Origin of the sequence: Streptomyces echinoruber (genome assembly GCF_014651135.1) — a bacterium.
Lineage (GTDB): Bacteria > Actinomycetota > Actinomycetes > Streptomycetales > Streptomycetaceae > Streptomyces > Streptomyces echinoruber.
Map to the genome: position 1 here is coordinate 74,150 of NZ_BMWH01000028.1, position 26,250 is coordinate 100,399.

A 26,250-nucleotide genomic window follows, 5' to 3' on the forward strand; every position below is an offset into this window, starting at 1 on the left:
GGCCCCCGGAGCGAGGAAAACCCCAGGTGGGAGGAGAGGGGAAGGAAGGGGGAGGAAGGGGAAGGAACGGCGCGTCCGGTGCTACGCCGCTACCGGCTCGCGCCGCGCCGCCGCCCGTGCCGCCCGCGACCCGGCCAGGGTGATCGCGCCGACCCCGAGTACCGCCAGCAGCCCGACGCCCACCGTCCCGGCCCAGCCGCCCGCGTGGAAGGCCACCGCGCCGAGCGTGCTGCCCGCGCTGGAGCCGACGTAGTAGGCGGACTGGTACAGGGCCGAGGCCTGGGCGCGGCCGTGCGCGGCGGCCTTGCTGACCGCGGAGGACGCCACCGCGTGGCCCGCGAAGAAGCCCGCGGTGATCAGGACCAGGCCGAGCAGGACCAGGGGGAGGGAGCCCACCAGGGACAGCAGCAGCCCGCCCGCCGTCGTCCCGCCCGCCAGGTACAGGGCACCGCGGCGGCCGAAGCGGCCGACCAGGCGGCCCGCCGCCGACGCCGACACCGTGCCGACGAGGTACACCAGGAAGATCGAGCCGATGATGCCCTGCGGGAGGGAGAACGGCGCCTCGGTCAGGCGGTAGCCGATGACCGTGTAGACGCCGCCGAACACCGCCATGAACAGCGCGCCGATCGCGTACAGGCGGCGCAGCAGCGGACGGGACAGGTGGGCGCGGACCGTGCCGGCCAGCACGCGCGGGCGCAGCGACCCCGGCGTGAAGTGGCGCGGCGCCGGCAGCAGCAGCCGGAAGGCGACGGCGCACACCACCGCGATCACACCGATCATGCCGACCGCGGCCCGCCAGCCCCACGCCTGCGCGACCCAGCCGGTGACGACCCGGCCGCTCATGCCGCCGACGCTGTTGCCGGCGACGAACAACCCGATCGCGGTCACCAGCACCGTGGGCCGGACCTCCTCCGCCAGGTACGCCTGCGCCGAGGCCGGCAGGCCGGCCAGCGCCGCGCCCTGCAGCGCCCGCAGCGCCACCAGCGCGCCCAGCGACGGCGCGAACGGCACCAGCAGGCCGACCGTCACCGCGACCGCCAGCGAGGCGGTCATGACCGTGCGCCGCCCGAACCGTTCCGACAGCGCGCTCATCGGCAGCACGAACACCGCCAGGCCGCCGGTCGCGGCCGCCACCGTCCAGCTCGCCTCGCTCGCCGTCACGCGGAACTCGCCGGAGATCAGCGGCAGCAGCGCCTGCGTGGAGTACAGCAGCGCGAACGTGGCGACGCCCGCGAGGAAGAGGGCGAGGCTCATCCGGCGGTAGCCGGGGCCGCCCGGGGCCATGCGCGAGCCGGCTGCGGAGACGGCGGAAGCAGGGACGGCGGAAGCGGGGACGGCGGAAGCAGGTGCGGTGGAAGCGGGGACGGCGGAAGCGGCGGCGCCCACGGCCGTGGACGCCTCGGTATCGGCGGGAGTCATGCCTCGAACGTAGGAACGGCCGCGCTGATCCGTCCAATGCACGGATTCCCCATAATCGTTCCCATGGTGCATGAACCGAGGTCACGAGGCTCCCTGTCACGGTCCAGTGACACACAACTCATCCGGGCGACATCCCGCCGGGCCGGGAACCGCGCGCCCGGCGACCCGGACGACCTCGTCCTGCGCCTCGCCCCCCGCCTCGCCTACTTCGCCGGCGTCGCCCGCACCGAGCACGTCACCCGGGCCGCGCAGGAGATGCAGGTGCCGCAGTCGACGCTCTCCCGCGCCCTGGCCCGCCTCGAGGCGGATCTGGGCGTCGACCTGTTCGCCCGCCGCGGCCGCACCGTCTCGCTCACCCCGGCCGGCCGCACGTTCCTCGCCTCCGTCGAGCGGGCCCTCGCCGAGGTCGAGCGGGCCGCCGAGGAGGTCCGCGCCGACGCCGACCCGGCCACCGGCAAGGTCGCCTTCGGCTTCCTGCACACCCTGGGCGCCGAGACCGTGCCCGGCCTCATCCACGCCTTCCGCGCCGACCACCCCCGCGTCCGCTTCAGCCTCGTCCAGAACTACGGCGAGGCCATGCTCGAAGGTCTCCGGGCCGGCGCGCTCGACCTCTGCCTGACCTCCCCGGTGCCCGACGCCCCCGACCTCGTCGCGCGCCGCCTCGACGAGCAGAAGCTCCGCCTCGTCGTCCCCGCCGACCACCGCCTCGCCGCCCGCCGCCGCATCCGCCTCGCCGAGGCCGCCGACGAGACCTTCGTCACCCTCGAACCCGGCTACGGCCTGCGCCGCATCACCGACGCCCTGTGCCGCGAGGCCGGCTTCACACCCCGGGTCGCCTTCGAGGGCGAGGAGGCCGAGACGCTGCGGGGCCTGGTCGCGGCCGGCCTCGGCGTGGCCCTGCTGCCCCCGCCCACGGTCCCGCGCCCGGGCGTGGTCGAACTGACCGTCACCGCCCCGCGCGCGGTCCGTGAGATCGGCGTCGCCTGGCTGAAGGACCGCCCGGACACACCCCCGGTGGCCGCCTTCAAGAAGTTCCTGCTCTCCCGGCGGGGCAACCTGATCCCCGGTTAGAAGGGCACCCCGGGCCAGGGCGGCACCCCCGGTCGGGGGCGGCACCCGGGCACGGCACCCTCGGTCACAGATCAGGAACGGCGGGAGCTCCACGACTGCCCGAACCCCGCGGCCAGCGGCATCCGCAGGCCTATGGGCGGCGGTGCGGCCAGCGCGTCCTGCACCGGCCGGGACAGCGGCCGCCCGAACAGCGCCCCCATGACGAAGTCCTCGGCGAGCGCGAGGACTTCGTGGCGGTAGTGGCGCAACCCGTGGCCGTCGGCGTGCACTTCGAACCGGCACACCTCCCGGTTCGCCTTCTTCGCCCGCGCCGCGAGCCGGAACGACAACTCCGGGTCGGTGCGCCGGTCGTTGGTGCCGTGCACGATCAGCACCCGGCGCCCGACGAGCTGCTTCACCGGTTCGGGTGGCGCGGCGACGTCGTCCTCCGGCAGCCAGGGCGCGATCGCCACCACGGAGTTGACGGCCTCGTGCCCGCCCGCGTGCAGCGCCGCCCGCCCGCCCATGCCGATCCCGGCCAGGCAGACGGGCACGTCGCCGTAGCGCCGTACGACCTCCTCGGCGGCCCAGGCGGCGTCCCGGGCCAGGTGCGCCTCGCTGCCGTTCCAGCCGCGGAAGCGGTAATGGACCGGGTGCGCGGCGAGCCCCTCGGCGCGGCCCGCCCGGGCCAGCCGGCGGCCCAGCGCGCGCACCAGCCCCGCCGTCCGCAGGGCGGTGGGCCGCCGGCCGGAGACCTCCTCGCCGCCGGGAAGCAGCAGCACCACCCCGCTCACCGTTTCCGGATCCGGACCGACCGTCCTCCCCAGCCGGGCCGTACGAACCGGCGTCGCTTGCTGTCCCATGACAGAACATTCTCAGAAGCGCGGGTGTACGCCACCCCGCCGTGCGGTCACCGTTACGTATCGACGGATGTGTACACCTCGGCCTCTACGCGCGTAGGGGGTGTAGGGGTTACAGTGCGGAAATGACGCGCCAGACTGCCCAGACCGGCCGTACCCCGACGCCGGACCAGATCCGCCGGGCGCCGAAGGTACTGCTGCACGACCACCTCGACGGTGGGCTTCGCCCGGGGACGATCGTCGACCTCGCCCGTGAGACGGGCTACCCGCACCTGCCCGAGACCGACCCGGACAAGCTCGGCACATGGTTCCACGAGGCCGCCGACTCCGGGTCGCTGGAGCGGTATCTGGAGACCTTCTCGCACACCGTCGCCGTGATGCAGACGCGTGAGGCGCTCGTGCGGGTGGCCGCCGAGTGCGCCGAGGACCTCGCCGAGGACGGAGTCGTCTACGCCGAGGTGCGCTACGCCCCCGAGCAGCACCTGCAGGGCGGGCTGAGCCTGGAGGAGGTCGTCGAAGCCGTCAATGAGGGCTTCCGGCAGGGGGAGCGCCGGGCCCGGGAGAACGGCCACCGCATCCGGGTGGGCGCCCTGCTCACCGCGATGCGGCACGCCGCCCGCGCCCTGGAGATCGCCGAACTCGCCAACCGCTACCGCGACGCGGGCGTCGTCGGCTTCGACATCGCCGGCGCCGAGGCCGGCTACCCGCCCACCCGGCACCTGGACGCCTTCGAGTACCTGAAGCGGGAGAACAACCACTTCACCATCCACGCCGGCGAGGCCTTCGGCCTGCCGTCGATCTGGCAGGCCCTGCAGTGGTGCGGCGCCGACCGGCTGGGGCACGGCGTGCGCATCATCGACGACATCGAGGTCGGCGACGACGGTTCGGTGAAGCTCGGCCGGCTGGCGGCGTACGTGCGCGACAAGCGGATCCCGCTGGAACTGTGCCCCACCTCGAACCTGCAGACCGGTGCCGCGGCCTCGTACGCCGAGCACCCCATCGGGCTGCTGCGCCGGCTGCTGTTCCGGGCCACCGTGAACACGGACAACCGGCTGATGTCCCACACCAGCATGAGCCGGGAGTTCGAGCACCTGGTCGAGGCGTTCGGCTACACGCTCGACGACATGCAGTGGTTCACCGTCAACGCCATGAAGTCGGCGTTCATCCCTTTCGATGAACGGCTGGCAATGATCAATGACGTGATCAAGCCGGGGTACGCCGAGCTGAAGTCCGAATGGCTGTTCCCGCAGGCCGCGTCCACCAGCGGTTTCACCGACTGAGAGGGAACCCGGGGGAGCACCGGGTGCGGGCGGGCTTTCACCGGTCGTCCGCATTCCGGTGTTTGCGGTGAGCGGTGCGCCGTGTTTGGGTCGTGACCCGCTCCTCCCCGTCATCCCCCTCCGGGCTCCCTCAAGGACGCACTCACCATGAAGCTGCCTGCTGCCAAGACCCTCGGTGTCGCCGCTCTCGGTGCCGTTTTCGCCGCGAGCGGCGCCGGTGCCGCCCACGCCGCTCTTCCCGACGCCGGACCGGTCCTGGATACCGCGGGCAGGACGCTCCCGGCGGAGCGGCTCTCCGCCGCGGTCCCGGGCGGCGGGGCACTCGGCCGGGCCCGTCCGGTGGCCGAACGCGGGCCGGCCACCGCGAAGCCGGTCGCCGAACGTGGACTGGCCGCCACCGGGCCGGTGGCCGAGCGCGGACTGGCCACCGCGGAGCCGGTCGCCGAGCGCCTCCTGGAGGACGGCCTCGCCGCACCGGTGGACCGGCTGCTCGGCGGCCTGCCGGTGCAGGGCCTGCCGATGCGCGGCGTCGGCGTCAACGGACTGCCGGTCGGCAACTGAACCACCGTCCCCCCACATGCCGTTGGGGCGCACCCTGTCACGGGCGCGCCCCAACGGTGTTTCCGCGGTGTTCCCGCGGGCGGACCGCCCGGTCACCAGGCGGTGCGGGTCTTGTCCTCCGACGGCAGCAGGATCCACAGCGCCAGGTAGAGCAGGAACTGCGGGCCCGGCAGCAGGCAGGACAGCAGGAAGATCACGCGCATCGTCGTCGCGGACGTGCCGAAGCGCCGGGCCAGCGCGGCGCACACGCCGCCGATCATGCGGCCGTGGGTGGGGCGGACCAGGGAGGTCATCGCGGGCTCCTTCGTGGACGTCGGCGGGAGGCCCCCGTCGGCTGCCTCCGCTCATGACTCCACGGTAGGGTGACGAAGCGGGCGAAGCGTCGCTCTACGGTGCGATCCCGACCCTGGGAAACGTCGGGGTCGGACCCTGAGCCGGCTCCTCCCGGCGGTCGGCCGGCCGGCCCGCCCGCTGCGCCCTGCGGCGCAGCCGGGCCCGGGCGGCGGGTACCACGGCGGCGTGCGCGAGCGCCACCCCCACCGTGTTCAGCAGCAGCGCGTCGACGTCCGTGACCTGGCCCGGCACTCCGGTCTGCAGCAGCTCGATGCCGAGGGAGAGCAGCGCGCCGGCGGCCATCGTGCGCAGCAGCGACGCGAGCGGGGAGACGGCGAGCCGGCCGTGCGCCATGGGCAGCAGCACGCCCAGCGGCGCGAGCAGCGCCAGCCCCTCGCCGATCCGCAGGCCCGCCTCCGGCCAGCCGAGGGCGAGGTCGGCCCGGAGGCCCGCCAGCGGCCGCAGGTTGGCGGGCCGCACCCAGGGGACGTCCAGCGGACGCAGCGTGAGCCAGGCGACCAGCGCGAGATGGGCGACGAGGAGGACACCTCCGGCCACACGGATGCGGAGCGCGGCGCTGCCGCCGACGGAACCTTGACGCTGCACGCCCCCCTAGACGCGCCCCCGGCGCCTCCGGTTCCGGTCCGCCGGGTCCTGGTGCGCCGGGTCCTGGTGCGCCGGGCCTTTCCGGCTCCTGGTTCTCTCCGGCTCCCGGTTCTTTCCCCCTACTGGTTCTCTCCGGCTCCCGGCGCGCCGGTTCTTTCCGACCCACGGCCCGCCGGGTCCTTCCGGCCGCCCGGTGCGCCCGGCCCGGTCCGGCGCCCATCCCAGCACCCGGCCCGTCCCGGTGCGCGGCTCAGCCCGGCACGACCTCGCTCGACGGCGGTTTCACCGTTCCCGGGCGGGTGCGGACGTCGGACGTGCAGGAGTAGCGGCGCGGCGGCTGCGTGCCGGGGCCGCCCAGCACCACCGAGCCGTCGCCCTCGGCCGCGGCCGAGTCGGAGAAGGTGCACACGAGCTGGGCGAGGGCGTACGGCGTCAGCTCCTCCGGCGCGGTGCTCAGCCGCAGGGTCTCCTCGGGGTCCCCGGGGCCGGGGCCGGTGACCGTCATCCCGCCGGGCACGTGCGTCGTGTACCCGGCTCCCCGCTCGCCGGCCGACGGGGCCGCCGCGAGCTGGTCGAGCAGCCCCTGCGCGACGATGGCGCGCCGCCGGGCGTCCGCCGTGCCCGCCGGGACGCGCACGGTGCGGTCCACGGCGACCAGTTGCGAGCCGCACAGCAGGAACACCCGCACCGGCACCCCGTGCGAGGACTGCACCGACGGTTCCGGCCCGGTCTGCGAGCACGGCACCCGGGAGGGCGCCGCGCCGAAGTCCGTCGGCACCTTTGTGGCCCGGATGCCGCATCCGGCGGCCAGCGCGGCGAGCAGCGGTAGGGCGAGCAGTCGGCGCACGGTCCGTGCGCTGCGTACGGTCCTCACGCCTCCTCCCGGGTGGGGTCCTGCCCGCCGCCCTGCTCCTGAGACGGGGACGGGGGTTGGGGCTGGGGTGCGGCCGAGGGCGAGGGCGAGGAAGCGGCCGGCTCCCCTCCGGTCCCGCTCGCCTGCTTCCCGTCCTTGTCCTCCTCGGCCGGCCGCCCGGTCAGCGCGGACGCGTCCCGCGGCAGCCGCAGGGTGAACACCGCGCCGCCCTCGGGGGAGTTGGCGGCGGTGATCTCGCCGCCGTGGATGTGGGCGTTCTCCAGGGCGATGGACAGGCCCAGGCCGCTGCCCTCGGAGCGCGGCCGGGAGGCGCTGGCCTTGTAGAAGCGGTCGAAGACGTGCGGCAGGACGTCCTCGGGGATGCCGGGTCCGTGGTCGCGCACCCGGATCACGATCTCGTCGTCCGCCTCCCGCACGGAGACCCGCACCGGCGAGCCGCCGTGCTTGAGGGCGTTGCCGATGAGGTTGGCGAGGATCACGTCGAGGCGGCGGGGGTCGAGGCGGGCGTGGATGCCGCGCTCGGCGTCGAGTTCCACGGCGTCGAGCCAGGCGCGGGCGTCGATGCAGGCGGTGATCTGGTCGGCGATGTCGACGTCGTCCAGGACGAGCCGGGCGGTGCCCGCGTCGAAGCGGGTGACCTCCATCAGGTTCTCGACCAGGTCGTTCAGGCGCCGGGTCTCGCTGATCACCAGGCGTACGGCGGGCTCGATCATCGGGTCGATGCCGCCGCCCTCCATCTCCAGTTCCTCCTCCAGCACTTCGGTGACGGCGGTGATGGCGGTCAGCGGGGTGCGCAGCTCGTGCGACATGTCGGCGACGAAGCGGCGGGAGGCCTCGTCCCGCGCGGCCATCTCCGCGACCCGCTTCTCCAGCGCTTCCGCCGCGTTGTTGAACGTCCGCGACAGATCGGCGAGTTCGTCGGTGCCGGAGACCCGCAGCCGGGTGTCCAGCTTGCCCTCGCCGAGCCGGCGGGCGGCGACGCCGAGCCGCTGCACGGGCTTGAGCACGGTGGACGCGGCGGCCTGCGCCAGCAGCGCGGAGCCGATCAGCGCCAGGCCGGTGGCGATGCCCAGGGACCAGGCCAGCGAGTTGAGGTCCTTGGCCTCCGGCTCCAGCGACTTGACCATGTAGCCGGTGGGCCCGCCGCCGATCACCCGTGTCCCCGCGACCAGGTACGGGGTGCCGTGGTCGACGACCCGCTGCCAGTACAGGTGGTAGGGCGACTTGTTGGCGGAGGTGACCTTCTGCTGCCGGTTCACCGCGGCGCGCAGCGGCTTCGGCACGTCCTTGAGGGAGAAGCCGTTCAGGCCGCCGGAGGTGCCGTACGCCGTGCGCCCGCCGGGGTCGGTGGCGACCAGCAGCACGCTGAAGTGCTGGCTGCCGCTGGCCATCTGCCCGGCGGTGCGCTGCAGTTCGTCCTGTGTGGGGTGGACGGGCAGGGCGCCGGCGCGGTTCTGCATCTCCTGCTGGAAGTCGCGCAGTACCGCGTCCTGGGCGCGGGTGAGGACGGCCTCGCGGTTGAGCCAGTACGCGATGCCGGACGCCGACACGGCGGCGGTCAGCGCGACCAGGGCGAAGACGACGACCAGGCGCAGCCGCAGGCTGGTGAAGCGCAGCCGGGACAGCGCCCCGCGCGCGGCCCAGCCGCGGGCGCCCTCCTGCTGGTCGGTCCGCTGGTCGGTCTGCTGGTCGGTCTGCTGGTCGGCCGGCCGGCCGGTGCGCCGGTCCGCGTGCTGTTCTGCGTGCTGTTCTGACACGTGCGGAGAAGTCACTGAGGCGGGTCCAGGCGGTAGCCGACACCGCGGACGGTGCGGATCAGCGTCGGGGACGACGGCACGTCCTCGACCTTGGCGCGCAGCCGCTGCACGCACGCGTCGACCAGGCGGGAGTCGCCGAGGTAGTCGTGCTCCCACACAAGCCGCAGCAGCTGCTGCCGGGACAGCGCCTGCCCCGGACGCCGGCTCAGCTCCAGCAGCAGCCGCAGCTCGGTCGGCGTCAGCTGCAGGTCCTGGCCGTTCTTGGTGACCGTCATCGCCGCGCGGTCGATGACGAGGTTGCCGAAGACGGCGGAGTCGTTGGACTCCCGCTCGCCGCGCCGCAGCACGGCCCGGATCCGGGCGTCCAGCACCCGTCCCTGCACGGGCTTGACGACGTAGTCGTCCGCGCCGGACTCCAGGCCGACCACGACGTCGATGTCGTCGCTGCGCGCGGTCAGCAGGATGATCGGCAACTGGTCCGTGCGCCGGATGCGCCGGCACACCTCGAAGCCGTCGATGCCGGGCAGCATCACGTCCAGCACGATCAGGTCCGGCCGCTGCTCGCGCAGCATCTTCAGGCCGTCCTCACCGGAGGCGGCCGTGGCCACGCGGTGCCCCTGGCGCGTCAGCGACAGTTCCAGGGCCGTACGGATGGCGTCGTCGTCCTCGATCAGCAACAGGGAAGGCACAGGGCTCATTCTGGCCCATGGCGGGGCGGGGCTGCGACACCCGTACGTCACCCGTACGGCGCCGTGCGCGCAGCGTGCCCGGCCGTGCGCGGACCGTGCGGCGCGGCTGAGCTGCGGGAGAGCGGCCCGGACCCCTGTGACAGGCCTGTGACAGTCGGCGGACACGGCGATGAAGTGGCCGCGGCAAGCTTTTCGGCACAGGCAAGGAAACAGCCGGAAACCGGAAGTCCACGACGGGGGGCGCGAGATGAACACGCTGCACGGCATCAGCACCAGCGCAGTGGTCACGCGTCTGCACGACGTGACCCGGAACACGGAGAAGTCCGGAGCCGGCGGCACCTCCCTGCTCGAGCGGAACCGAGAGCTCGGGGGAGGGCGGGGATGTGCTCGTGGCGCCGGGCGTCAGCACACCGCACATGGCGGCACCGCGTACATGTCGGTGGTTGACGCGCACACGGGGGGAAGGCCCACGGGGGAGACGGGGGACAGCGGGGGAAGCGCGTACGGGGAGGCATCGGGGGAGCGCCGCTCCCTGTCGGAGGCGGAGTTCACCGCCTACGTCCAGGAGCGCCGCGCCTCCCTGTACGCCACCGCCTACCACCTGACCGGCGACCGCTTCGAGGCCGAGGACCTGCTGCAGAACGCGCTGTTCTCGACGTACCGGGCGTGGGACCGGATCAGCGACAAGGCGGCGGTCGGCGGATACCTCCGCCGCACCATGACCAACCTGCACATCAGCGCCTGGCGGCGCCGCAAGCTCAACGAGTACCCGACCGAGGAACTGCCGGAGACGCCCGGCGACACGGACGCGATGCGCGGCACCGAGCTGCGCGCGGTCCTGTGGCAGGCGCTGGCCCGGCTGCCCGAGCTCCAGCGCACCATGCTGGTCCTGCGCTACTACGAGGGCCGCACGGACCCGGAGATCGCGGAGATCCTCGGCATCAGCGTCGGCACGGTCAAGTCCAGCATCTGGCGCTCCCTGCGCCGGCTGCGCGAGGACCAGGCCCTCAGCTTCGGCCGTGACGAGACGGAGTCCTTCGGCGAACTCGTCGCCTGAGCGCGGCGGTTCGGCCGGAGGACCGGGGGAGAAGCACGGGGGAACCACGGGGGACCGCGCGGAGCCAGGGGGAACCGCGGGGGGAACCACAACACGGGGGAATCGCAAGGGGAGAAGGAAAAGGGAAGCCCGAGGGGGGTTCGGGAACACGGGGGAGCTCTGGGGGGAGCACCGGGGAGCGGGGCTGGAGGGCCGAGGGGGGCCCGTCCGGCCCCGCTTTCCCTTTCCGTTGCCTGCTGTCCGTTTCCCGCTTTCCGTTTCCGCTTTCTGCTGTCCCGGCTCCGGCAGGCCCGTACGGCCGCGGAGCCGTCATGCGCCTCCCGTGTCTCCCGTCTCTCCCGTGCCTTCCGTGCGAGTCCCTGCGGTTCCCGCGGCTCCCGTGGTTTTCGTGGTTCCCGCAGCCGTCACGCCGCCGTCGGCGCGGTCCGCGCCCGGCCGCCGTCCGCCGCGGCCGCCAGCCGGTCCAAAGCCTCGTCGAGGTCGCAGGGGTGGGCGCCGAGGGCGACCTGGTGGGCGACGATGGAGCGCTCGGCGCGCATCAGGCGCCAGCCGCGCCGCAGCAGGAACGGCACCGACTTGCGGCCCTCCCGCACGTCCCGCAGGAAGCGGCGGCGGAACGTGGTGAGCGGGCCGCGGGTCAGGCACAGCGCGTCGGCGAGCACCCCGAGTTCCCGGCAGCGCCGCACGATCTCGGCGGCGAAGACGCCCTCGGCCACGAACAGCGGGCTCCCGCCGAGGTGCAGCGTGGTCTCGCCGGTGCGGGCGCTGCGGGCGATGTCGTAGACCGGGACGGTGGCGGAGCCCGTGGCGCACAGCCGGGCGATCGCCTCGACGGCGACATCCGCGTCCCACGACAGCGGATGGTCCCAGTCGATGTCCGAACTCCCCTCCACCAGCGGCAGGGTCGGGTCGTCGCCCTCCTTGTAGAAGTCGTCGAGACGCAGGACCGGCAGCCCGGAGCGGGCGGCGGCGAGGGACTTGCCCGAACCCGAGGGGCCGCACAGCAGCACGACACGGGCCGGTGACGGGGGATGAAGGCTCACGGAACACCAGTTTGACGCATGGTGGACACCCTGCCGAGCCCGCGGGTCGGCTTTGGCGCGTGCGTCACACCTCAACTACCCTTCGTGCGGACATCATCACCCTGTGCAGCAGAAGGTGGCACCAGCAATGGCTCGACACGCCTCCCTCCCGACTCCCGCCGCCCGCCGGGCCCTGGTCGTCCTCGTGTCCGCGGGCATCGCCGTCGGCGCGGGCGCGGCGACGGCCGCCGCGGACGGCCTGTCCGCCGCGCCCGGCCCGCACCACCGGCCCGTGGACACCGGACGGATCGACCCGGAGGCCGGCCTGCGCGGCACGCTCGGCAGCGCGCGGTACGCCACCGGGGCGGTCCAGGGGCTCAAGCCCAACCCCCTCGCCGGCACCGGCGTCGACCCCCTCGACAACGGTGTGAGCACCCGGATCAGCGACTTCCGGCCGCTGGAGTCCAAGGCGCTGACCGGTCCGGTGGCGCAGGCGCCGTCCCTCGGGGCGGTGCCGGTGCTGGGGCAGGCGATGGGCCTGCTGGGCTGACGCCGACCCGGCGCGGCAGGCGCACAGCCGCACCCCGGCCGGGGTGCGGCTGTGCGGTACGCCGTGGTGCTCCGCCGGGCCGCGGGTCAGGTCGCGGGGCAGGCCGTGGGTCAGTACGACGAACCCGACGCGCCCAGCGATCCTGTCGGGTGCCAGACCGTCTTGGTCTCCAGGAACGCGGTCATGCGCTCGATGCCCGGCACGGCGGAGTAGTCCACGGGCCGCGGGCGGAGCACTCGCTTGAGGTTGTCGGCCGCGGCGATCTCCAGTTCCTTCGCCAGCTCCTCGTCGGCGCCCGCCAGGTCGATGGCGTTGACGTCCTGGTGCGCGGCGAGTGGCGCGGCGATCTCGGCCGTACGGCCGGAGAGGACGTTGACGACACCGCCGGGCAGGTCGGAGGTGGCCAGGACCTCGCCCAGCGACAGTGCCGGCAGCGGGCGCCGCTCGCTCGCCACCACGACCGCCGTGTTGCCGGTGGCGATCACCGGGGCGACGACGGAGACCAGGCCGAGGAACGACGACTCCTGCGGGGCCAGGACGGCCACCACGCCGGTCGGCTCGGGAGTGGAGAGGTTGAAGAAGGGGCCCGCGACCGGGTTGCCGCCGCCGACCACCTGGGCGATCTTGTCGGTCCAGCCCGCGTACCAGACCCAGCGGTCGATCGTCGCGTCCACCACCGCCGCCGCCTCGGACCCGCTCAGGCCCTCGGCGTCGGCGACCTCCCGCGCGAACTGCTCCCGGCGGCCCTCCAGCATCTCCGCGATCCGGTAGAGGATCTGCCCCCGGTTGTACGCCGTCGCGCCCGACCAGGCGCCGAACGCCTTGCGGGCGGCGACCACCGCGTCCCGGGCGTCCTTGCGGGAGGCCAGGGGCGCGTTGGCCAGCCACTTGCCCTGTGAGTCCGTCACCTCGTACACCCGGCCGCTCTCGGAACGCGGGAACTTCCCGCCCACGTACAGCTTGTAGGTCTTGAAGACGGAGAGCCGCTCGGTCTTCCCGGCCTTCCCGGTCCTTCCGGTCTTCTCGATCTTCCCGGTGCTCCCGGTCTTCCCAGGGTTCCCGGTGCTCCCGGTCTTCCCAGCGTTCCCGGTGTTCCCGGTCTTCTCGGACGTGTCAGACATCGAGGTACGCCTCCAGGCCGTGGCGGCCGCCCTCGCGGCCGAAGCCCGACTCCTTGTAACCGCCGAACGGCGAGGTCGGGTCGAACTTGTTGAACGTGTTGGACCACACGACGCCGGCGCGCAGCTTGTTCGCGACGGCCAAAATCCGCGAGCCCTTCTCGGTCCAGACGCCGGCCGAGAGGCCGTAGGGGGTGTTGTTGGCCTTGGCGACGGCCTCCTCGGGGGTGCGGAAGGTCAGCACGGACAGGACGGGTCCGAAGATCTCGTCCCGGGCGATGGTGTGCGCCTGGGTGACGTTGGTGAACAGCGTCGGCGCGAACCAGTAGCCGGAGGACGGCAGTTCGCAGGGCACGGTCCAGCGCTCGGCGCCCTCCGCCTCGCCCCGGTCGGCGAGGTCGGTGATCCGGGCGAGCTGCTCGGCGGAGTTGATCGCGCCGATGTCGGTGTTCTTGTCCAGCGGATCGCCGAGCCGCAGGGTGGACAGCCGCCGCTTGAGGGCGTCCAGCAGCTCGTCGTGGATCGACTCCTGCACCAGCAGGCGCGAACCGGCGCAGCAGACCTGGCCCTGGTTGAAGAAGATGCCGTTGACGATGCCCTCGACGGCCTGGTCGATCGGGGCGTCGTCGAAGACGATGTTGGCGCCCTTGCCGCCGAGTTCGAGGGTGAGCTTCTTGCGGGTGCCGGCGACGGTGCGGGCGATCTCCTTGCCGACGGCCGTCGAGCCGGTGAAGGCCACCTTGTCCACGTCCGGGTGCGCGACGAGCGCGGCGCCGGTGCGGCCGTCGCCGGTGACGATGTTGACGACGCCCTTCGGCAGGCCCGCCTGGCGGCAGACGTCCGCGAAGAACAGCGCGGACAGCGGGGTCGTCTCCGCCGGCTTCAGCACGACGGTGTTGCCGGTCGCGAGCGCCGGGGCGATCTTCCACGCCAGCATCAGCAGCGGGAAGTTCCAGGGGATGACCTGGCCGGCCACGCCCAGCGGGCGCGGGTCGGGGCCGAAACCGGCGTAGGAGAGCTTGTCGGCCCAGCCGGCGTAGTAGAAGAAGTGCGCGGCGACCAGGGGCAGGTCGACGTCCCTGGTCTCCCGGATCGGCTTGCCGTTGTCCAGGGTCTCCAGGACCGCCAGTTCGCGGCTGCGCTCCTGGATGATGCGGGCGATGCGGAAGAGGTACTTGGCGCGCTCGGAGCCGGGCAGCGCGGACCACGTCCCGAAGGCCCGGCGGGCGGCCGCGACCGCGCGGTCCACGTCGGTCTCGTCGGCCTGGGTGACCTCCGACAGCACCTCCTCGGTGCTGGGCGAGACGGTCTTGAAGACCCTGCCCTGGGCGCCCTCGGTGAACTCGCCGTCGATGAACAGGCCGTAGGACGGCGCGATGTCGACGATCGCGCGCGACTCGGGGGCGGGGGCGTACTCGAAGGCGGCGGGCCGCTTGCCGCCGTTGTCCGTCGTCATGGTGATCAGTCCACCGTCACGTAGTCGGGGCCGGAGTAGCGGCCGGTGGCCAGCTTCTGACGCTGCATCAGCAGGTCGTTGAGGAGGGAGGAGGCGCCGAAGCGGAACCAGTGCGGGTCCAGCCAGTCCGCGCCCGCCGTCTCGTTGACCAGCACCAGGAACTTGATCGCGTCCTTGGCGGTCCGGATGCCGCCGGCCGGCTTCACCCCGACCTGCACGCCGGTGGCCGCGCGGAAGTCGCGCACCGCCTCCAGCATCAGCAGCGTGTTGGCCGGGGTGGCGTTGACGGCGACCTTGCCGGTGGAGGTCTTGATGAAATCGGCCCCGGCCAGCATGGCGAGCCAGCTCGCGCGGCGGATGTTGTCGTACGTCGACAGCTCGCCGGTCTCGAAGATGACCTTCAGGCGGGCGTGCGGGCCGCAGGCCTCCTTCACGGCGACGATCTCGTCGTACACCTTCAGGTACCGGCCCGCGAGGAAGGCGCCGCGGTCGATGACCATGTCGACCTCGTCGGCGCCCGCGGCGACGGCCTCGCGCACGTCCGCGAGCTTCACCGACAGCGCCGCGCGGCCGGCGGGGAAGGCGGTGGCGACGGAGGCCACCTTCACGCCGGAGCCCGCGACGGCCTCCTTGGCGACGGCCACCAGATCGGGGTAGACGCACACCGCGGCCGTCGAGGGCGTGGTGCGGTCGGTCGGGTCGGGGCGGACCGCCTTGGCGCCGAGCGCCCGGACCTTGCCCGGGGTGTCCGCGCCCTCCAGCGTCGTCAGGTCGACCATCGAGATGGCCAGGTCGAGGGCGTACGCCTTCGCGGTGGTCTTGATGGAACGGGTGCCGAGCGAGGCGGCGCGCGCCTCCAGGCCGACCGCGTCGACGCCGGGCAGCCCGTGCAGGAAGCGGCGCAGCGTGCCGTCGGACGCGGTGACGTCTTGGAGCGGGTGTGCTGGTGCAGTGGTGGACATGGTCACCAGGCGAGCATATCTACGCGCGTAGCGGCTGTACAGGGTGGGGCGGCCGTCTTCCCGGGCGCCGACCGGCACCGTCCGGTACTGCCCGGCGCCGCTCGGCACTGCCCGGCACCGCCCGGCACTGCCCGGCCGTGGACGCACCGGCCGGGGCGCCGCCGGCGGCGTCGGGCACAATCGGGACCATGACCACCCCGGAGCACCCGTCCCCCGCGCCGCAGCCGCCGGTCCCCGCCGTGCAGGATCGCGTCCACCGCTCCTCCGCGGGCATCGCCGGCGGCGTCCTGCTGCTCGCCATCGGCGCCTGGCTCGGCATCGACGCCATCGTCTCCGGCACCGGCCGCACGCCGTGGCTCGCGCTCGCCGCGCTGCTCCTCGTGGTGCCGCTCGTGACCGCCTTCACCCTGCGGCCCGCGGTGTACGCCAACGACGACCGGCTGCGCGTCCGCAACCCCTTCCGCGTCGTCGTCCTGCCCTGGGGCCAGGTCGCCGTCCTGCGCTCCGGCTACTCCAACGAGGTCGTCGCCAAGTCCGGCAAGAAGTACCAGCTCTGGGCCATCCCGGTCTCGCTGCGGGCCCGCAAGAAGGCGGCCCGGCAGGAGGCGCGCCGGATCGCCGGGGACGACCCGGCCGGCCGCCGCACCCTTGCCGGGGGCCGTACCCTCGCCGGGGGCCGGGACCCGTGGTCGGCCGGCACCGGCGCGGCCGACACGGGACCCGTCCGCGCCGAGACCGACAAGATCATGGACGACCTGCGGGAACTCCACGAGACCCGGCAGGACGCCGAATCCGCGCAGGGCGAGATCACCGTACGGTGGGCGTACGAGGTGCTGGGCCCGGCGGCGGCCGGAGCCGTGCTGCTGGCCGTCCTGCTGGCGACGGGGTGACCGCGGGACGGGCGCGCGCGGTCCGCGCTCACCGTGTCACGTGCGTGATGAAACCGGCCCAGGTAGCGGGGGAGAGGGCGAGCCGGGGGCCGGAGGCGTTCTTGGAATCGCGGACGTGGATCGTGCGGGGGGTCATGGCGACCTCGACACAGTCGTTGATGTCGCTGCTGTCGCTGTGGCTGCTCTTGAACCACACCAGTGCGGAGGCGTCACCGGCGGAGGCTTTGCGGATCACGTTTCCCTCACTGGTTGATCGATGACACACAGTGACTCCTGTGCTGTGTGAGCGCATGCGCTGGCGTACGGAAACCGGGATCAGCGTCCGCCCGCGTACGTCACGAATTCCGCCCAAGCAGTCGGCGTGACGGCGAGGCGGGGGCCGTTGATGTTCTTGGAGTCGCGTATGTGGACAGTGGAAGAAGTCGTGGCGATTTCGATGCAGGAGTCGCCGTCAGGACCGCTGCTGTAGCTGCTCTTGAACCATGCCGGTTCGGAAGCGTCTCCGGCGGAGGCTTTGCGGATCACGTACCCCCCAGCGGTTGGTATATGACGCATGGTGACCGCCGTGCGCGTGAGCGCACGCACCAGCGATGTGGAGACCGGGATCAGCGCCCGGCAGCGTACGTCGCGAAATCCGCCCAGGCGGTCGGTGTGACGGCGAGGCGGGGGCCCTCGACGTTCTTGGAGTCGCGGATGTGGATGGCGCGGGGGGTTATGGCGACCTCGACGCAGGAGTCGCCTTCGGTGCCGTCGCTGTAGCTGCTCTTGAACCACGCCAGTTCGGAGGCGTCACCGGCGGAGGCTTTGCGGATCATGTCTCTCCTAGCACTTGCTCGATGAAAGCGACTGACTCCCCTGGCGTGAGGGCCTGGGCCCGGATGATGCCATACCGCAGTTCAAGGATCCGGAGCTGCTTCGGATCGGACGTCGGCCGACCGTTGAAGGCGCCCTCGGAGCGGCCCACTGCCGTGCCGTCTCCAAACTTCAGCACCTCGATCTTGCCGTCCACGCCTGGGTGGGCATCGGTCTCCGTCGGCATCACCTGGAACGTCACGTTGCGCAACTGGGCCACCTCCAGCAAGTGTTCGAGCTGGCGGCGCCACACCATTGTGCCTCCCACCCGGCGACGCAACAGCGCCTCTTCCAGCACGAAGCTCAGCGCCGGCGAGGGTGACCGCTCGAAGATCGCCTTTCTCGCCATGCGGGCGGCCACCATGCGCTCCACCTCGTCCTCCGTGTAGGGAGGCTGCCGCGCCTCGAACAGTGCCCGCGCGTGCTCGGGCGTCTGCAACAGGCCATGGATGCTGAGCCCGACGTACACACCCAGCTCGACCGCCCTGGCCTCCATCTGTGCCAGGTCCCGTACCTGCTTCGGATACCGGACCTTCTTGACGTCCTCCTTCATCGCGGCGAGCAGCCCGCCCGCCCCCAGGACCTCGTCGGCCTTGTCCAGGTACTCGGGCCGGGGGATCCGTTTCCCGCCCTCGATCTTGTAGATGAGGTCCTCGCCGTAGCCGAGGGCCTTGGCGAAGTCGGCGGCGCGCAGGCCCGCGGCCTCCCGGCGCAGCCGCAACTGCCGCCCCACGGTGGCGATGACCGCCAGCCCCCACTCGTCGTCCGGGTCCACCTCCCACCCCGGCTCGTCCGTCTCGCCGACGAGCCGCTCCGCGTCCGTCTCGACCGTCGTCATCCCGTGCCCCTCCGTCGTGCTGAATCCGGAAAGTAACCGCATGGTCCGGATGCGTTATCCCTCACGGTAGGGCGGAGCCACCGCGCCAGGTGGCGTGTATGGGCAAACCCGCCCGGACACCCTGGCCGCGGCAGTCACGGAGGACACCATGAGTATGCGGGCCGATCACGGACGCGAGCTGATTCCCCGCCCCCGGCGGACCCCGGAGGCACTGCGCGCGGCACTCGCCGCGGTCGACCCCGGTCGCCTGGACGAGATGCAGGCCACGAAGGACGAGGCCTTCGCCAAGGCGGTCGAGTGGCAGTCCCTGGGCCCTGTGCGGAGCTGGGTCCTGGCCTGGGCCAGGGACATCGAGATCGCCCGGCGCCCCGACCTGGCCATGCGTCACGCTCGCGCCAAGAGCGATCTGGAGCACGAAGATTCCGTCGTCGCCCAGGAAGCCCTGCGAGAGCTGAGCACCGTCCTGGACGAGGCCATGAAGGCGGTCCGGGGGGAGCCGGAGGGGAAAAACGCCTGCGGCGCCGAAAACGCCTGCGGCGCCGGGAGAAGCCGCCCGGACGGCTCCTGCTGATTTCCTTCCGCGCCGTTGCGCCGTCCCGCGCTCGACGGCGGACGCTCGCCCCGCCCGGCGCACAGCCGCGTGCCGGTCGCCGGGCGCCGGGCGGGGGCGGGGGCCGCGGGTCAGATGCCCGCCGCTGCCGACAGGTCCCGCTTGAGGGCGGTCAGGAGGTCGGTGGCCCTGGCGCGGGCCGCGGGGAGGTCGGCGTGGGTGGTGACCGGGACGACGACCTCCAGGTAGCACTTGAGCTTGGGCTCGGTGCCGCTGGGGCGGACGACGACACGAGCGCCGTCGAGGGTGTAGCGCAGGCCGTCGGTGGGCGGGAGGGTGTCCGTGCCCCGGGCGAGGTCCTCGTGGCGGGTCACGGGCAGGCCGGCGAGGTGCGTCGGGGGCTGCTCGCGCAGGCGCCGCATCGCGTCGGCGATCAGGGACAGGTCCTTCACCCGCACCGAGAGCTGGTCGGTGGCGTGCAGGCCGTGCTCGACGGCGAGGTCGTCCAGGAGGTCGAGGAGGGTGCGGTTCTCCTCCTTCAGGACCGACGCCAGCTCGGTGACGAGCAGCGCCGCGGTGATGCCGTCCTTGTCGCGTACGCCGTCGGGGTCGACGCAGTAGCCGAGGGCCTCCTCGTAGCCGTAGCGCAGGCCCTCGACGCGGGCGATCCATTTGAAGCCGGTCAGGGTCTCCTCGTGGCGCAGGCCCGCCTTCCGGGCGATGCGGCCCAGCAGGGAGGAGGACACGATCGACTCCGCGAAGGTGCCGGTGGCCCCGCGCCGGACCAGGTGGGCGGCGAGCAGCGCGCCCACCTCGTCGCCGCGCAGCATGCGCCAGTCGGCGCCGTCCTTCACGGCCACCGCGCAGCGGTCGGCGTCCGGGTCGTTGGCGATGACCAGGTCCGGGTCGCTCTCGCGGGCCTTGGCGAAGGCCAGGTCCATCGCGCCCGGCTCCTCCGGGTTGGGGAAGGCGACGGTGGGGAAGTCCGGGTCGGGCTCGGCCTGTTCGGCGACCAGCACCGGCTCCGGGAAGCCGGCGCGGGCGAAGGCGGCCAGCACCACGTCCTTGCCGACGCCGTGCATCGCCGTGTAGACGGTGCGGGCCGTGCGCGGGGAGTCCTTGGCCAGGACGGCGTCCGTGCGGGCCAGGTAGGCCTCCAGGACGCCGTCGTCCAGAACGTCCCAGCCGCCGTCCGGGCGGGGCACGTCGTGCAGGCTGCGCACGGCGGCGATCTCGGCGGCGATCTCCCCGTCCGCCGGGGGGACGATCTGGGAGCCGTCGCCGAGGTAGACCTTGTAACCGTTGTCCCGGGGCGGGTTGTGGCTGGCGGTGACCTCCACGCCGGCGACCGCGCCCAGGTGGCGGATGGCGAACGCCAGCACCGGCGTCGGCAGCGGGCGGGGCAGGACCGCCGCGCGCAGGCCCGCGCCCGTCATCACGGCGGCCGTGTCGCGGGCGAAGTCGGCGGACTTGTGGCGGGCGTCGTACCCGATGACCACCAGGCCGCCGTCGTGGCCCTTCTTCCTCAGGTACGCGGCCAGGCCGGCGGCGGCCCGGATCACCACCGAGCGGTTCATCCGCATCGGGCCGGCGCCCAGCTCGCCGCGCAGGCCGGCGGTGCCGAACTGGAGGGTGCCGGAGAAACGTGCGGTCAGTTCGGCGGTGTCGCCGGCGTCGATCAGGGCGGCGAGTTCCGCGCGGGTGTCCGGGTCGGGGTCCTCGGCGAGCCAGGCCTGGGCGCGGGCGATCACGTCGTGCACGGTTCGTCAGCCTCTCGTTGCTTGATCGTGCGGGTTGCCTTCGGCGGAGGATGCCGGGCCCGCCGTCGCGGTCGGGGCGCCCGGCGGACATGTGGGACCGCGCGGCCCCGGCGCCGGCGGGGCCGACGCCCCTTGCCGGCCGCCCCTCACAGCCTCCGCAGCACCTGCGCCAGCAGCGACCCCATCCGCGCCGCGCTGTCCCGGCCGGCCTGGAGGACCTCCTCGTGGTTGAGGGGCTCGCCGGTCATGCCCGCGGCGAGGTTGGTGACCAGGGAGATGCCGAGCACCTCGGCGCCGGCCTCGCGGGCGGCGATGGCCTCCAGGACCGTGGACATGCCGACGAGGTCCGCGCCGAGGGTGCGGGCCATGCGGATCTCGGCCGGGGTCTCGTAGTGGGGGCCGGGGAACTGGACGTAGACGCCCTCCTCCAGCGTGGGGTCGACCTCCTTGCACAGGGCGCGCAGGCGCGGCGAGTACAGGTCGGTGAGGTCGACGAAGTGGGCGCCGACGATGGGGGAGACCGCGGTGAGGTTGATGTGGTCGCTGATCAGGACGGGCTGGCCGGGGCGCATGCCCTCGCGCAGGCCGCCGCAGCCGTTGGTGAGCACCACCGTCTTGCACCCGGCGGCCACCGCGGTGCGCACACCGTGGGCGACGGCGGCGACACCGTGGCCCTCGTAGTAGTGCGTGCGGCCCAGGAAGACCAGGGCGTGCTTGTCGCCGAGGGCGTAGGAGCGGATCCGCCCGCCGTGGCCCTCGACCGCCGGCGGCGGGAACCCGGGCAGCTCGGTGACCTGGAGCTCGGACTGGGGTGCCCCGAGCGCGTCCACGGCCGGAGCCCAGCCGGAGCCCATCACGAGGGCGACGTCGTGGGTCTCGGTGCCCGTGAGCTCGCGCAGGCGTGCCGCAGCGGCGTCCGCGGCCGCGTGGGGGTCGCCCTGGATGTCTTCCGGAAGAAGAGATGCGTTCACGCGGATGAGGGTAGCCGGTCTTTGCCTACGCGCGTAGATGAGGGAGGTCACGGGAAGGCGATCGTTGTCTTGTCGTTTCCGGCGATCGCTTCCGGGGAGCGTTCTTGGGGGTCGCTTCCGGGGATCGCTTTCGCTGGTCGCTCCCGGTGACGGTTCGCGGTGGTCGCTCCCGGTGGCCGTTCCCGGCGACGGTTTGCGGTGATCGCCTCCGAGGAGGCGCGCCCGGTCCCGGCCGGACGCCGGCGACGAGGGCGCCGGTCTCGCGCGGGCCGGCCGGCCTCCTCGGGAAGCCGTTCGGGACGCGTTCGGGAAGCCGTCAGCACGGCCGCTTGCGCAGCTCCATCACGTAGTCGTGCGGCGCCCCCGCCGACTCCGCCGCGTCCGCGATCTCGCCCAGGTAGCGGGCCGAGGGCAGGCCGCCCTCGTAGGCGTCGAGGACGTAGGTCCAGGCCGGCTCCTCGCCGTCGAGGGTGTGGACGCGCACCCGGACGCGGCGGTAGACGCCGAGGCCGACGCCCTCCCAGCGGTCGAGGGAGTCCTCGTCCATGGGGGCGATGTCGTACAGCGCGACGAAGACCTGGGAGAGCGGGTCCTCGACGATGGTGGCGAGCGCGCCCTCCCAGCCCATCTGCTCCCCGCCGAAGGTCAGCCGCCAGCCGTTGAGCCAGCCGGTGGCGCGCAGCGGGGAGTGCGGGGCGCGGCGGGACATCAGCCGCGCGTCGAGATTGCCGGCGTACGCGGCGTAGAGCGACATGCGTGAAGCGTACGGCAGCGACACTCGCGTCCCAGGCGTAACAGAGGTGCCTCGCACCGATAACGGAGGCGCCTCGCCCCGGCCCCGGGGCCGGGGGCCGGGCGGGAGTGCGGGACAATGGAGTACGTGACTCGGATCGTGATCATCGGTGGCGGACCCGGCGGATACGAAGCGGCCCTGGTGGCCGCGCAGCTCGGTGCGGAGGTGACGGTCGTCGACTGCGACGGGCTCGGCGGGGCCTCGGTCCTGACCGACTGCGTGCCGTCGAAGACCCTGATCGCCACGGCCGAGGTGATGACCACCTTCGACTCCTCCTACGAGGAGCTGGGCATCATCGTCGCCGACGACACCCCGCCGCTGGAGCGGGCCGCCCGCGTGGTCGGCGTCGACCTCGGCAAGGTCAACCGCCGCGTCAAGCGCCTCGCGCTCGCCCAGTCGCACGACATCACCGCCTCCGTCACCCGCGCCGGCGCCCGGGTCATGCGCGGCCGCGGCCGGCTGGTGGGCCAGCAGGCCCTCGACGGCTCCCGCAAGGTCGTGGTCACCGCCGCCGACGGCAGCGAGGAGACCCTCGTCGCCGACGCCGTCCTCATCGCCACCGGCGGCCACCCGCGCGAGCTGCCCGACGCCAGGCCGGACGGCGAGCGCATCCTGAACTGGACCCAGGTCTACGACCTCACCGAGCTGCCCGAGGAGCTCATCGTGGTCGGCTCCGGCGTCACCGGCGCCGAGTTCGCCGGCGCCTACCAGGCCCTCGGCTCCCGCGTCACCCTCGTCTCCTCCCGCGACCGCGTGCTGCCCGGCGAGGACCCGGACGCCGCCGCCGTCCTGGAGGACGTCTTCCGCCGTCGCGGCATGAACGTCATGGCCCGCTCCCGCGCGCAGTCCGCCAAGCGCGTCGGCGACCGGGTCGAGGTCACCCTCGCCGACGGCCGCGTCATCACCGGCACCCACTGCCTCATGGCCGTCGGCGCCGTCCCCAACAGCGCCGGGCTCGGCCTGGAGGAGGCCGGGGTGAAGCTGCGCGAGTCCGGTCACATCTGGACCGACAAGGTGTCGCGCACGACGGCTCCGGGCGTGTACGCGGCCGGCGACGTCACCGGCGTGTTCGCGCTGGCGTCCGTCGCCGCCATGCAGGGCCGCATCGCCATGTACCACTTCCTCGGCGCCGCGGTGGCCCCGCTCAACCTCAAGACCGTCTCCTCCAACGTCTTCACCGACCCCGAGATCGCCACCGTCGGCTACACCCAGGCCGACGTCGACGCCGGCCGGATCGACGCCCGGTGCGTGAAGCTGCCGCTGCTGCGCAACCCGCGCGCGAAGATGCAGGGCGTCCGGGACGGCTTCGTCAAGCTCTTCTGCCGGCCGGGCACGGGGATCGTCGTCGGCGGCGTGGTCGTCTCGCCGCGCGCCTCGGAACTGATCCACCCCATCTCGATCGCCGTCGACAACAATCTGACGGTCGAACAGATCGCGAACGCGTTCACCGTGTACCCCTCCCTTTCGGGGTCGATCGCCGAGGTGGCCCGGCAGCTCCACACCCGCAAGGTGGAGGACGGCGCCTGACGGTCCGCTCCCGCACGGGGGCGGATCGCCGCTGGTCACGCGGGGTGCCGGGCCCGCGGGCGGCACAGGTGGAACGTTCCGCGTCCGTATACCACTTTCCGCCCCACGGTGCGAACAACTTCTGTTAATCGGCGCAAACTGCTGAAACCAGACGGTCGTTGGCATTACTGTCAGTTTCGTGTTCGCTGCAGAACGTCGCCAACTGATCCTCGAAATGGTGCGGGCCAACGGAGCGGTCTCGCTCCGTGAGCTCGCCCGCGTCGTCCAGACCTCCGAAGTGACCGTACGGCGGGACGTGCGCGCGCTGGAGGCAGAAGGACTCCTCGACCGCCGGCACGGCGGTGCGGTGCTGCCGGGCGGGTTCACCCGCGAATCCGGCTTCCCGCAGAAGTCGCACCTCGCGACCGCCGAGAAGACCGCCATCGCCGACCTCGCCGCCGGCTTCGTCGAAGAGGGCGAGGCGATCGTGGTCGGGGCGGGCACCACCACGCAGGAACTGGCCCGCCGGCTCGCCCGCGTGCCCGGGCTGACCGTCGTCACCAACTCCCTCCTGGTGGCCCAGGCGCTCGCTCACGCCAACCGGGTGGAGGTGGTGATGACCGGCGGCACGCTCCGCGGCTCCAACTACGCCCTCGTCGGCTCGGGCGCGGAGCAGTCCCTGCACGGGCTGCGGGTGTCGAAGGCCTTCCTGTCCGGCAGTGGCCTGACCGCCGAGCGCGGCCTGTCCACGTCCAACATGCTGTCGGCGTCCGTCGACCGCGCGCTGGTGCAGGCGGCCGCGGAGGTCGTCGTGCTCGCCGACCACACCAAGCTCGGCACCGACACGATGTTCCAGACCGTGCCGACCGAACTGATCACCCGCCTCGTCACCGACGAGCCGCCCGCGCACGAGGAGCGGGCGGCCACCGAGCTGCAGGCGCTCGCCGACCAGGGCGTCCAGATCGCCGTCGCGAACCCTTCCGGGACCGCGGGCGGCGGGGCGGGGGGTGAGCAGAACCAGGCGCGCGCACAGCGCCGGGACGTACCCCTCCCGGGGCCGCGCCGCGGGCAGCACCCCGGCGCCCCGGGCCTGCGAAGCGCCGGGGTACTGGGTGAGCAGGCCCCCACGGGGGCGGAGCAGCGGGCCCGGGTGGCGGACCTGCGGCGGCGGTGACGTACGGCGGCGGGGCGTATGCCGGGGCGGGTGTGTCCCGCGGGCGCGCGCCCCGGCGGACGTACGCCCGGCAGTCCGCATGGACGCACGCCCCGCGGGCCGCGCGCCTCCGCCCCGACAGCGACAGCGGGGGCTCCCGATGCCGGGAGCCCCCGCTGTCCGTCTGTCTGCCGGCCCGTCCGCCGGGTCAGTCCTTGATTTCACAAATGGCGGCGCCGGAGCTGATGGCGGCGCCGACGGTGGCGGTCAGGCCCTTGACGGTGCCGGACTTGTGGGCGTTGAGGGGTTGTTCCATCTTCATCGCCTCCAGCACGACGATGAGGTCGCCCTCCTTGACCTGCTGGCCCTCCTCGACGGCGACCTTGACGATGGTGCCCTGCATGGGGGAGGCGAGGGTGTCGCCGGAGGCGGCCGGGCCGGACTTGCGTGCGGCGCGCCGCTTGGGCCTGGCGCCGGCGGCCAGCCCGGTGCGGGCCAGGGACATGCCCAGGGAGGCGGGCAGGGAGACCTCCAGGCGCTTGCCGCCGACCTCGACCACGACCGTCTCCCGGCCGGCCTCCGCCTCCGCCTCGGCCGCCTCGGCGGGCGCGGCGAAGGGCGGGATGTCGTTGGTGAACTCGGTCTCGATCCAGCGGGTGTGCACGCTGAACGGGCCCTCGGAACCGTGGACTTCGGGGGCGAAGGCGGGGTCGCGCACCACCTTGCGGTGGAAGGGCAGCGCGGTGGCCATGCCCTCGATGCGGAACTCGTCCAGGGCCCGCGCGGCCCGCTCCAGGGCCTCTTTGCGGGTGCGGCCGGTGACGATCAGCTTGGCCAGCAGCGAGTCCCAGGCCGGGCCGATCACACTGCCGGCCTCCACCCCCGCGTCCAGCCGCACCCCGGGCCCGGACGGTGCCTCGAACTTCGTCACCGTGCCGGGCGCGGGCAGGAAGTTGCGGCCCGGGTCCTCGCCGTTGATGCGGAACTCGATGGAGTGCCCGCGCAGCACCGGGTCGTCGTAGCCGAGAGGCTCGCCGTCGGCGATGCGGAACATCTCGCGGACCAGGTCGATGCCGGCGACCTCCTCGGTGACCGGGTGCTCGACCTGCAGGCGGGTGTTGACCTCCAGAAACGAGATGGTGCCGTCCTGGCCGACCAAAAACTCGCAGGTGCCGGCGCCGACGTAGCCGGCCTCCTTCAGGATGGCCTTGGAGGCCCGGTACAGCTCCGCCAGCTGCTCGTCGCTCAGGTAGGGGGCGGGGGCCTCCTCCACCAGCTTCTGGTGGCGGCGCTGCAGCGAGCAGTCCCGGGTGGAGACCACCACCACGTTGCCGTGGGTGTCG

The 26,250-nt window shown here is 73.2% G+C and carries 26 protein-coding genes and 2 pseudogenes; 9 read left to right on the plus strand and 19 right to left on the minus strand.

Annotation, left to right across the window (positions count from 1 at the left end; translation table 11 throughout):
* Window positions 1-81: 81 nt before the first annotated feature.
* Window positions 82-1,419, minus strand: a complete 1,338-nt coding sequence (locus tag IE225_RS26625) for an MFS transporter (protein WP_190060161.1) — start codon at window positions 1,417-1,419, stop codon at window positions 82-84.
* A 63-nt stretch (window positions 1,420-1,482) separates the two neighbouring features.
* Between IE225_RS26625 and IE225_RS26630 the strand changes: the two genes are divergently transcribed.
* The gene (locus IE225_RS26630) at window positions 1,483-2,490 is read left to right on the plus strand and encodes a LysR family transcriptional regulator (protein WP_190060162.1); all 1,008 of its coding nucleotides are present in this window, start codon (window positions 1,483-1,485) and stop codon (window positions 2,488-2,490) included.
* Window positions 2,491-2,561: 71 nt separating this feature from the next.
* Here IE225_RS26630 and IE225_RS26635 read toward each other — a convergent pair whose 3' ends face one another.
* Window positions 2,562-3,332: an alpha/beta hydrolase gene (locus IE225_RS26635; RefSeq protein ID WP_190060163.1), complete on the minus strand. Its 771-nt coding sequence runs from the start codon at window positions 3,330-3,332 to the stop codon at window positions 2,562-2,564.
* A gap of 122 nt (window positions 3,333-3,454) precedes the next feature.
* Here IE225_RS26635 and IE225_RS26640 point away from each other — a divergent pair, with 122 nt between their 5' ends.
* Both IE225_RS26640 and IE225_RS26645 read left to right on the plus strand, forming a co-directional pair.
* Window positions 3,455-4,609, plus strand: a complete 1,155-nt coding sequence (locus IE225_RS26640; protein ID WP_190060164.1) for an adenosine deaminase — start codon at window positions 3,455-3,457, stop codon at window positions 4,607-4,609.
* Between the two features lie 147 nt (window positions 4,610-4,756).
* Window positions 4,757-5,170 (plus strand): ATP-binding protein, encoded by a 414-nt coding sequence (locus IE225_RS26645; RefSeq protein ID WP_190060165.1) that lies wholly within the window; start codon window positions 4,757-4,759, stop codon window positions 5,168-5,170.
* A 92-nt stretch (window positions 5,171-5,262) separates the two neighbouring features.
* Here IE225_RS26645 and IE225_RS26650 read toward each other — a convergent pair whose 3' ends face one another.
* The 5 genes from IE225_RS26650 to afsQ1 form a co-directional block, all read right to left on the minus strand.
* Complete coding sequence (locus IE225_RS26650; RefSeq protein WP_190060166.1) at window positions 5,263-5,463, minus strand: PspC domain-containing protein; 201 nt, start codon at window positions 5,461-5,463, stop codon at window positions 5,263-5,265.
* Window positions 5,464-5,557: 94 nt separating this feature from the next.
* On the minus strand, window positions 5,558-6,109 hold the full coding sequence (locus tag IE225_RS26655; protein ID WP_190060167.1) for a VanZ family protein: 552 nt from the start codon (window positions 6,107-6,109) through the stop codon (window positions 5,558-5,560).
* 250 nt (window positions 6,110-6,359) lie between these two features.
* A complete protein-coding gene (locus IE225_RS26660) occupies window positions 6,360-6,983 on the minus strand; it encodes a hypothetical protein (RefSeq protein WP_190060168.1) in 624 nt (207 codons plus the stop codon).
* Entirely contained in the window at window positions 6,980-8,608 is a 1,629-nt protein-coding gene (locus tag IE225_RS26665; protein WP_229880084.1) for an ATP-binding protein, read from the minus strand. The genes IE225_RS26660 and IE225_RS26665 overlap by 4 nt, the downstream gene beginning before the upstream one ends.
* Window positions 8,609-8,751: 143 nt before the next feature.
* A complete protein-coding gene (gene afsQ1 / locus IE225_RS26670) occupies window positions 8,752-9,429 on the minus strand; it encodes a two-component system response regulator AfsQ1 (RefSeq protein ID WP_190060169.1) in 678 nt (225 codons plus the stop codon).
* A 247-nt stretch (window positions 9,430-9,676) separates the two neighbouring features.
* Between afsQ1 and IE225_RS26675 the strand changes: the two genes are divergently transcribed.
* On the plus strand, window positions 9,677-10,486 hold the full coding sequence (locus IE225_RS26675) for a SigE family RNA polymerase sigma factor (RefSeq protein WP_190060170.1): 810 nt from the start codon (window positions 9,677-9,679) through the stop codon (window positions 10,484-10,486).
* Between the two features lie 404 nt (window positions 10,487-10,890).
* Here the strand turns inward: IE225_RS26675 and IE225_RS26680 are convergent, their stop codons facing one another.
* Entirely contained in the window at window positions 10,891-11,496 is a 606-nt protein-coding gene (locus IE225_RS26680) for a uridine kinase family protein (protein ID WP_190060192.1), read from the minus strand.
* 160 nt (window positions 11,497-11,656) lie between these two features.
* Between IE225_RS26680 and IE225_RS26685 the strand changes: the two genes are divergently transcribed.
* Window positions 11,657-12,058 carry a hypothetical protein gene (locus IE225_RS26685; RefSeq protein ID WP_190060171.1) on the plus strand — a complete coding sequence of 134 codons (402 nt, stop codon included), beginning with the start codon at window positions 11,657-11,659 and terminating at the stop codon, window positions 12,056-12,058.
* A gap of 110 nt (window positions 12,059-12,168) precedes the next feature.
* On the opposite strand, the gene IE225_RS26690 is transcribed toward IE225_RS26685, so the two are convergent.
* From IE225_RS26690 to deoC, 3 genes are read right to left on the minus strand one after another with little or no spacing between them, the layout of a single operon-like run.
* A complete protein-coding gene (locus tag IE225_RS26690; RefSeq protein ID WP_229880070.1) occupies window positions 12,169-13,179 on the minus strand; it encodes an aldehyde dehydrogenase family protein in 1,011 nt (336 codons plus the stop codon).
* Window positions 13,172-14,632 carry an aldehyde dehydrogenase family protein gene (locus IE225_RS26695; protein ID WP_190060172.1) on the minus strand — a complete coding sequence of 487 codons (1,461 nt, stop codon included), beginning with the start codon at window positions 14,630-14,632 and terminating at the stop codon, window positions 13,172-13,174. The genes IE225_RS26690 and IE225_RS26695 overlap by 8 nt, the downstream gene beginning before the upstream one ends.
* 5 nt (window positions 14,633-14,637) lie before the next feature.
* Window positions 14,638-15,594: a deoxyribose-phosphate aldolase gene (gene deoC, locus IE225_RS26700; protein ID WP_190060194.1), complete on the minus strand. Its 957-nt coding sequence runs from the start codon at window positions 15,592-15,594 to the stop codon at window positions 14,638-14,640.
* 188 nt (window positions 15,595-15,782) lie between these two features.
* On the opposite strand from deoC, the gene IE225_RS26705 reads away from it, so the two are divergent.
* Complete coding sequence (locus IE225_RS26705) at window positions 15,783-16,484, plus strand: PH domain-containing protein (protein WP_190060173.1); 702 nt, start codon at window positions 15,783-15,785, stop codon at window positions 16,482-16,484.
* A gap of 28 nt (window positions 16,485-16,512) precedes the next feature.
* On the opposite strand, the gene IE225_RS26710 is transcribed toward IE225_RS26705, so the two are convergent.
* The 4 genes from IE225_RS26710 to IE225_RS26725 all read right to left on the minus strand — a co-directional run bounded on the left by IE225_RS26710 (window position 16,513) and on the right by IE225_RS26725 (window position 18,174).
* The gene (locus IE225_RS26710; RefSeq protein ID WP_190060174.1) at window positions 16,513-16,719 is read right to left on the minus strand and encodes a DUF397 domain-containing protein; all 207 of its coding nucleotides are present in this window, start codon (window positions 16,717-16,719) and stop codon (window positions 16,513-16,515) included.
* Window positions 16,720-16,799: 80 nt separating this feature from the next.
* Window positions 16,800-17,009, minus strand: coding sequence for a DUF397 domain-containing protein (locus IE225_RS26715; protein ID WP_190060175.1), 210 nt, complete (start codon window positions 17,007-17,009; stop codon window positions 16,800-16,802).
* An 80-nt stretch (window positions 17,010-17,089) separates the two neighbouring features.
* Window positions 17,090-17,299, minus strand: a complete 210-nt coding sequence (locus IE225_RS26720; RefSeq protein WP_190060176.1) for a DUF397 domain-containing protein — start codon at window positions 17,297-17,299, stop codon at window positions 17,090-17,092.
* Window positions 17,296-18,174, minus strand: a complete 879-nt coding sequence (locus IE225_RS26725) for a helix-turn-helix domain-containing protein (RefSeq protein ID WP_190060177.1) — start codon at window positions 18,172-18,174, stop codon at window positions 17,296-17,298. The genes IE225_RS26720 and IE225_RS26725 overlap by 4 nt, the downstream gene beginning before the upstream one ends.
* Before the next feature lie 148 nt (window positions 18,175-18,322).
* Here IE225_RS26725 and IE225_RS26730 point away from each other — a divergent pair.
* A pseudogene (locus IE225_RS26730) lies at window positions 18,323-18,667 on the plus strand (hypothetical protein); the annotation flags it as partial.
* A 188-nt stretch (window positions 18,668-18,855) separates the two neighbouring features.
* Here the strand turns inward: IE225_RS26730 and IE225_RS26735 are convergent.
* The 3 genes from IE225_RS26735 to IE225_RS26745 form a co-directional block, all read right to left on the minus strand.
* On the minus strand, window positions 18,856-20,484 hold the full coding sequence (locus IE225_RS26735; protein WP_190060178.1) for a phospho-sugar mutase: 1,629 nt from the start codon (window positions 20,482-20,484) through the stop codon (window positions 18,856-18,858).
* 146 nt (window positions 20,485-20,630) lie between these two features.
* A complete protein-coding gene (locus IE225_RS26740; RefSeq protein WP_190060179.1) occupies window positions 20,631-21,455 on the minus strand; it encodes a purine-nucleoside phosphorylase in 825 nt (274 codons plus the stop codon).
* A gap of 316 nt (window positions 21,456-21,771) precedes the next feature.
* Window positions 21,772-22,209, minus strand: coding sequence for a gamma-glutamylcyclotransferase family protein (locus tag IE225_RS26745; protein ID WP_190060180.1), 438 nt, complete (start codon window positions 22,207-22,209; stop codon window positions 21,772-21,774).
* A 105-nt stretch (window positions 22,210-22,314) separates the two neighbouring features.
* Here IE225_RS26745 and IE225_RS26750 point away from each other — a divergent pair.
* Together IE225_RS26750 and IE225_RS26755 are read left to right on the plus strand one after the other, a co-directional pair.
* Window positions 22,315-23,775: pseudogene (locus IE225_RS26750) on the plus strand (NAD(P)H-quinone dehydrogenase); the annotation flags it as partial.
* Between the two features lie 178 nt (window positions 23,776-23,953).
* Window positions 23,954-24,928, plus strand: coding sequence for a DeoR/GlpR family DNA-binding transcription regulator (locus IE225_RS26755; protein ID WP_190060182.1), 975 nt, complete (start codon window positions 23,954-23,956; stop codon window positions 24,926-24,928).
* Between the two features lie 187 nt (window positions 24,929-25,115).
* Here IE225_RS26755 and IE225_RS26760 read toward each other — a convergent pair.
* A partial coding sequence (locus IE225_RS26760) for an ATP-binding protein (protein WP_190060183.1) occupies window positions 25,116-26,250 on the minus strand: 1,135 nt, incomplete at its 5' end.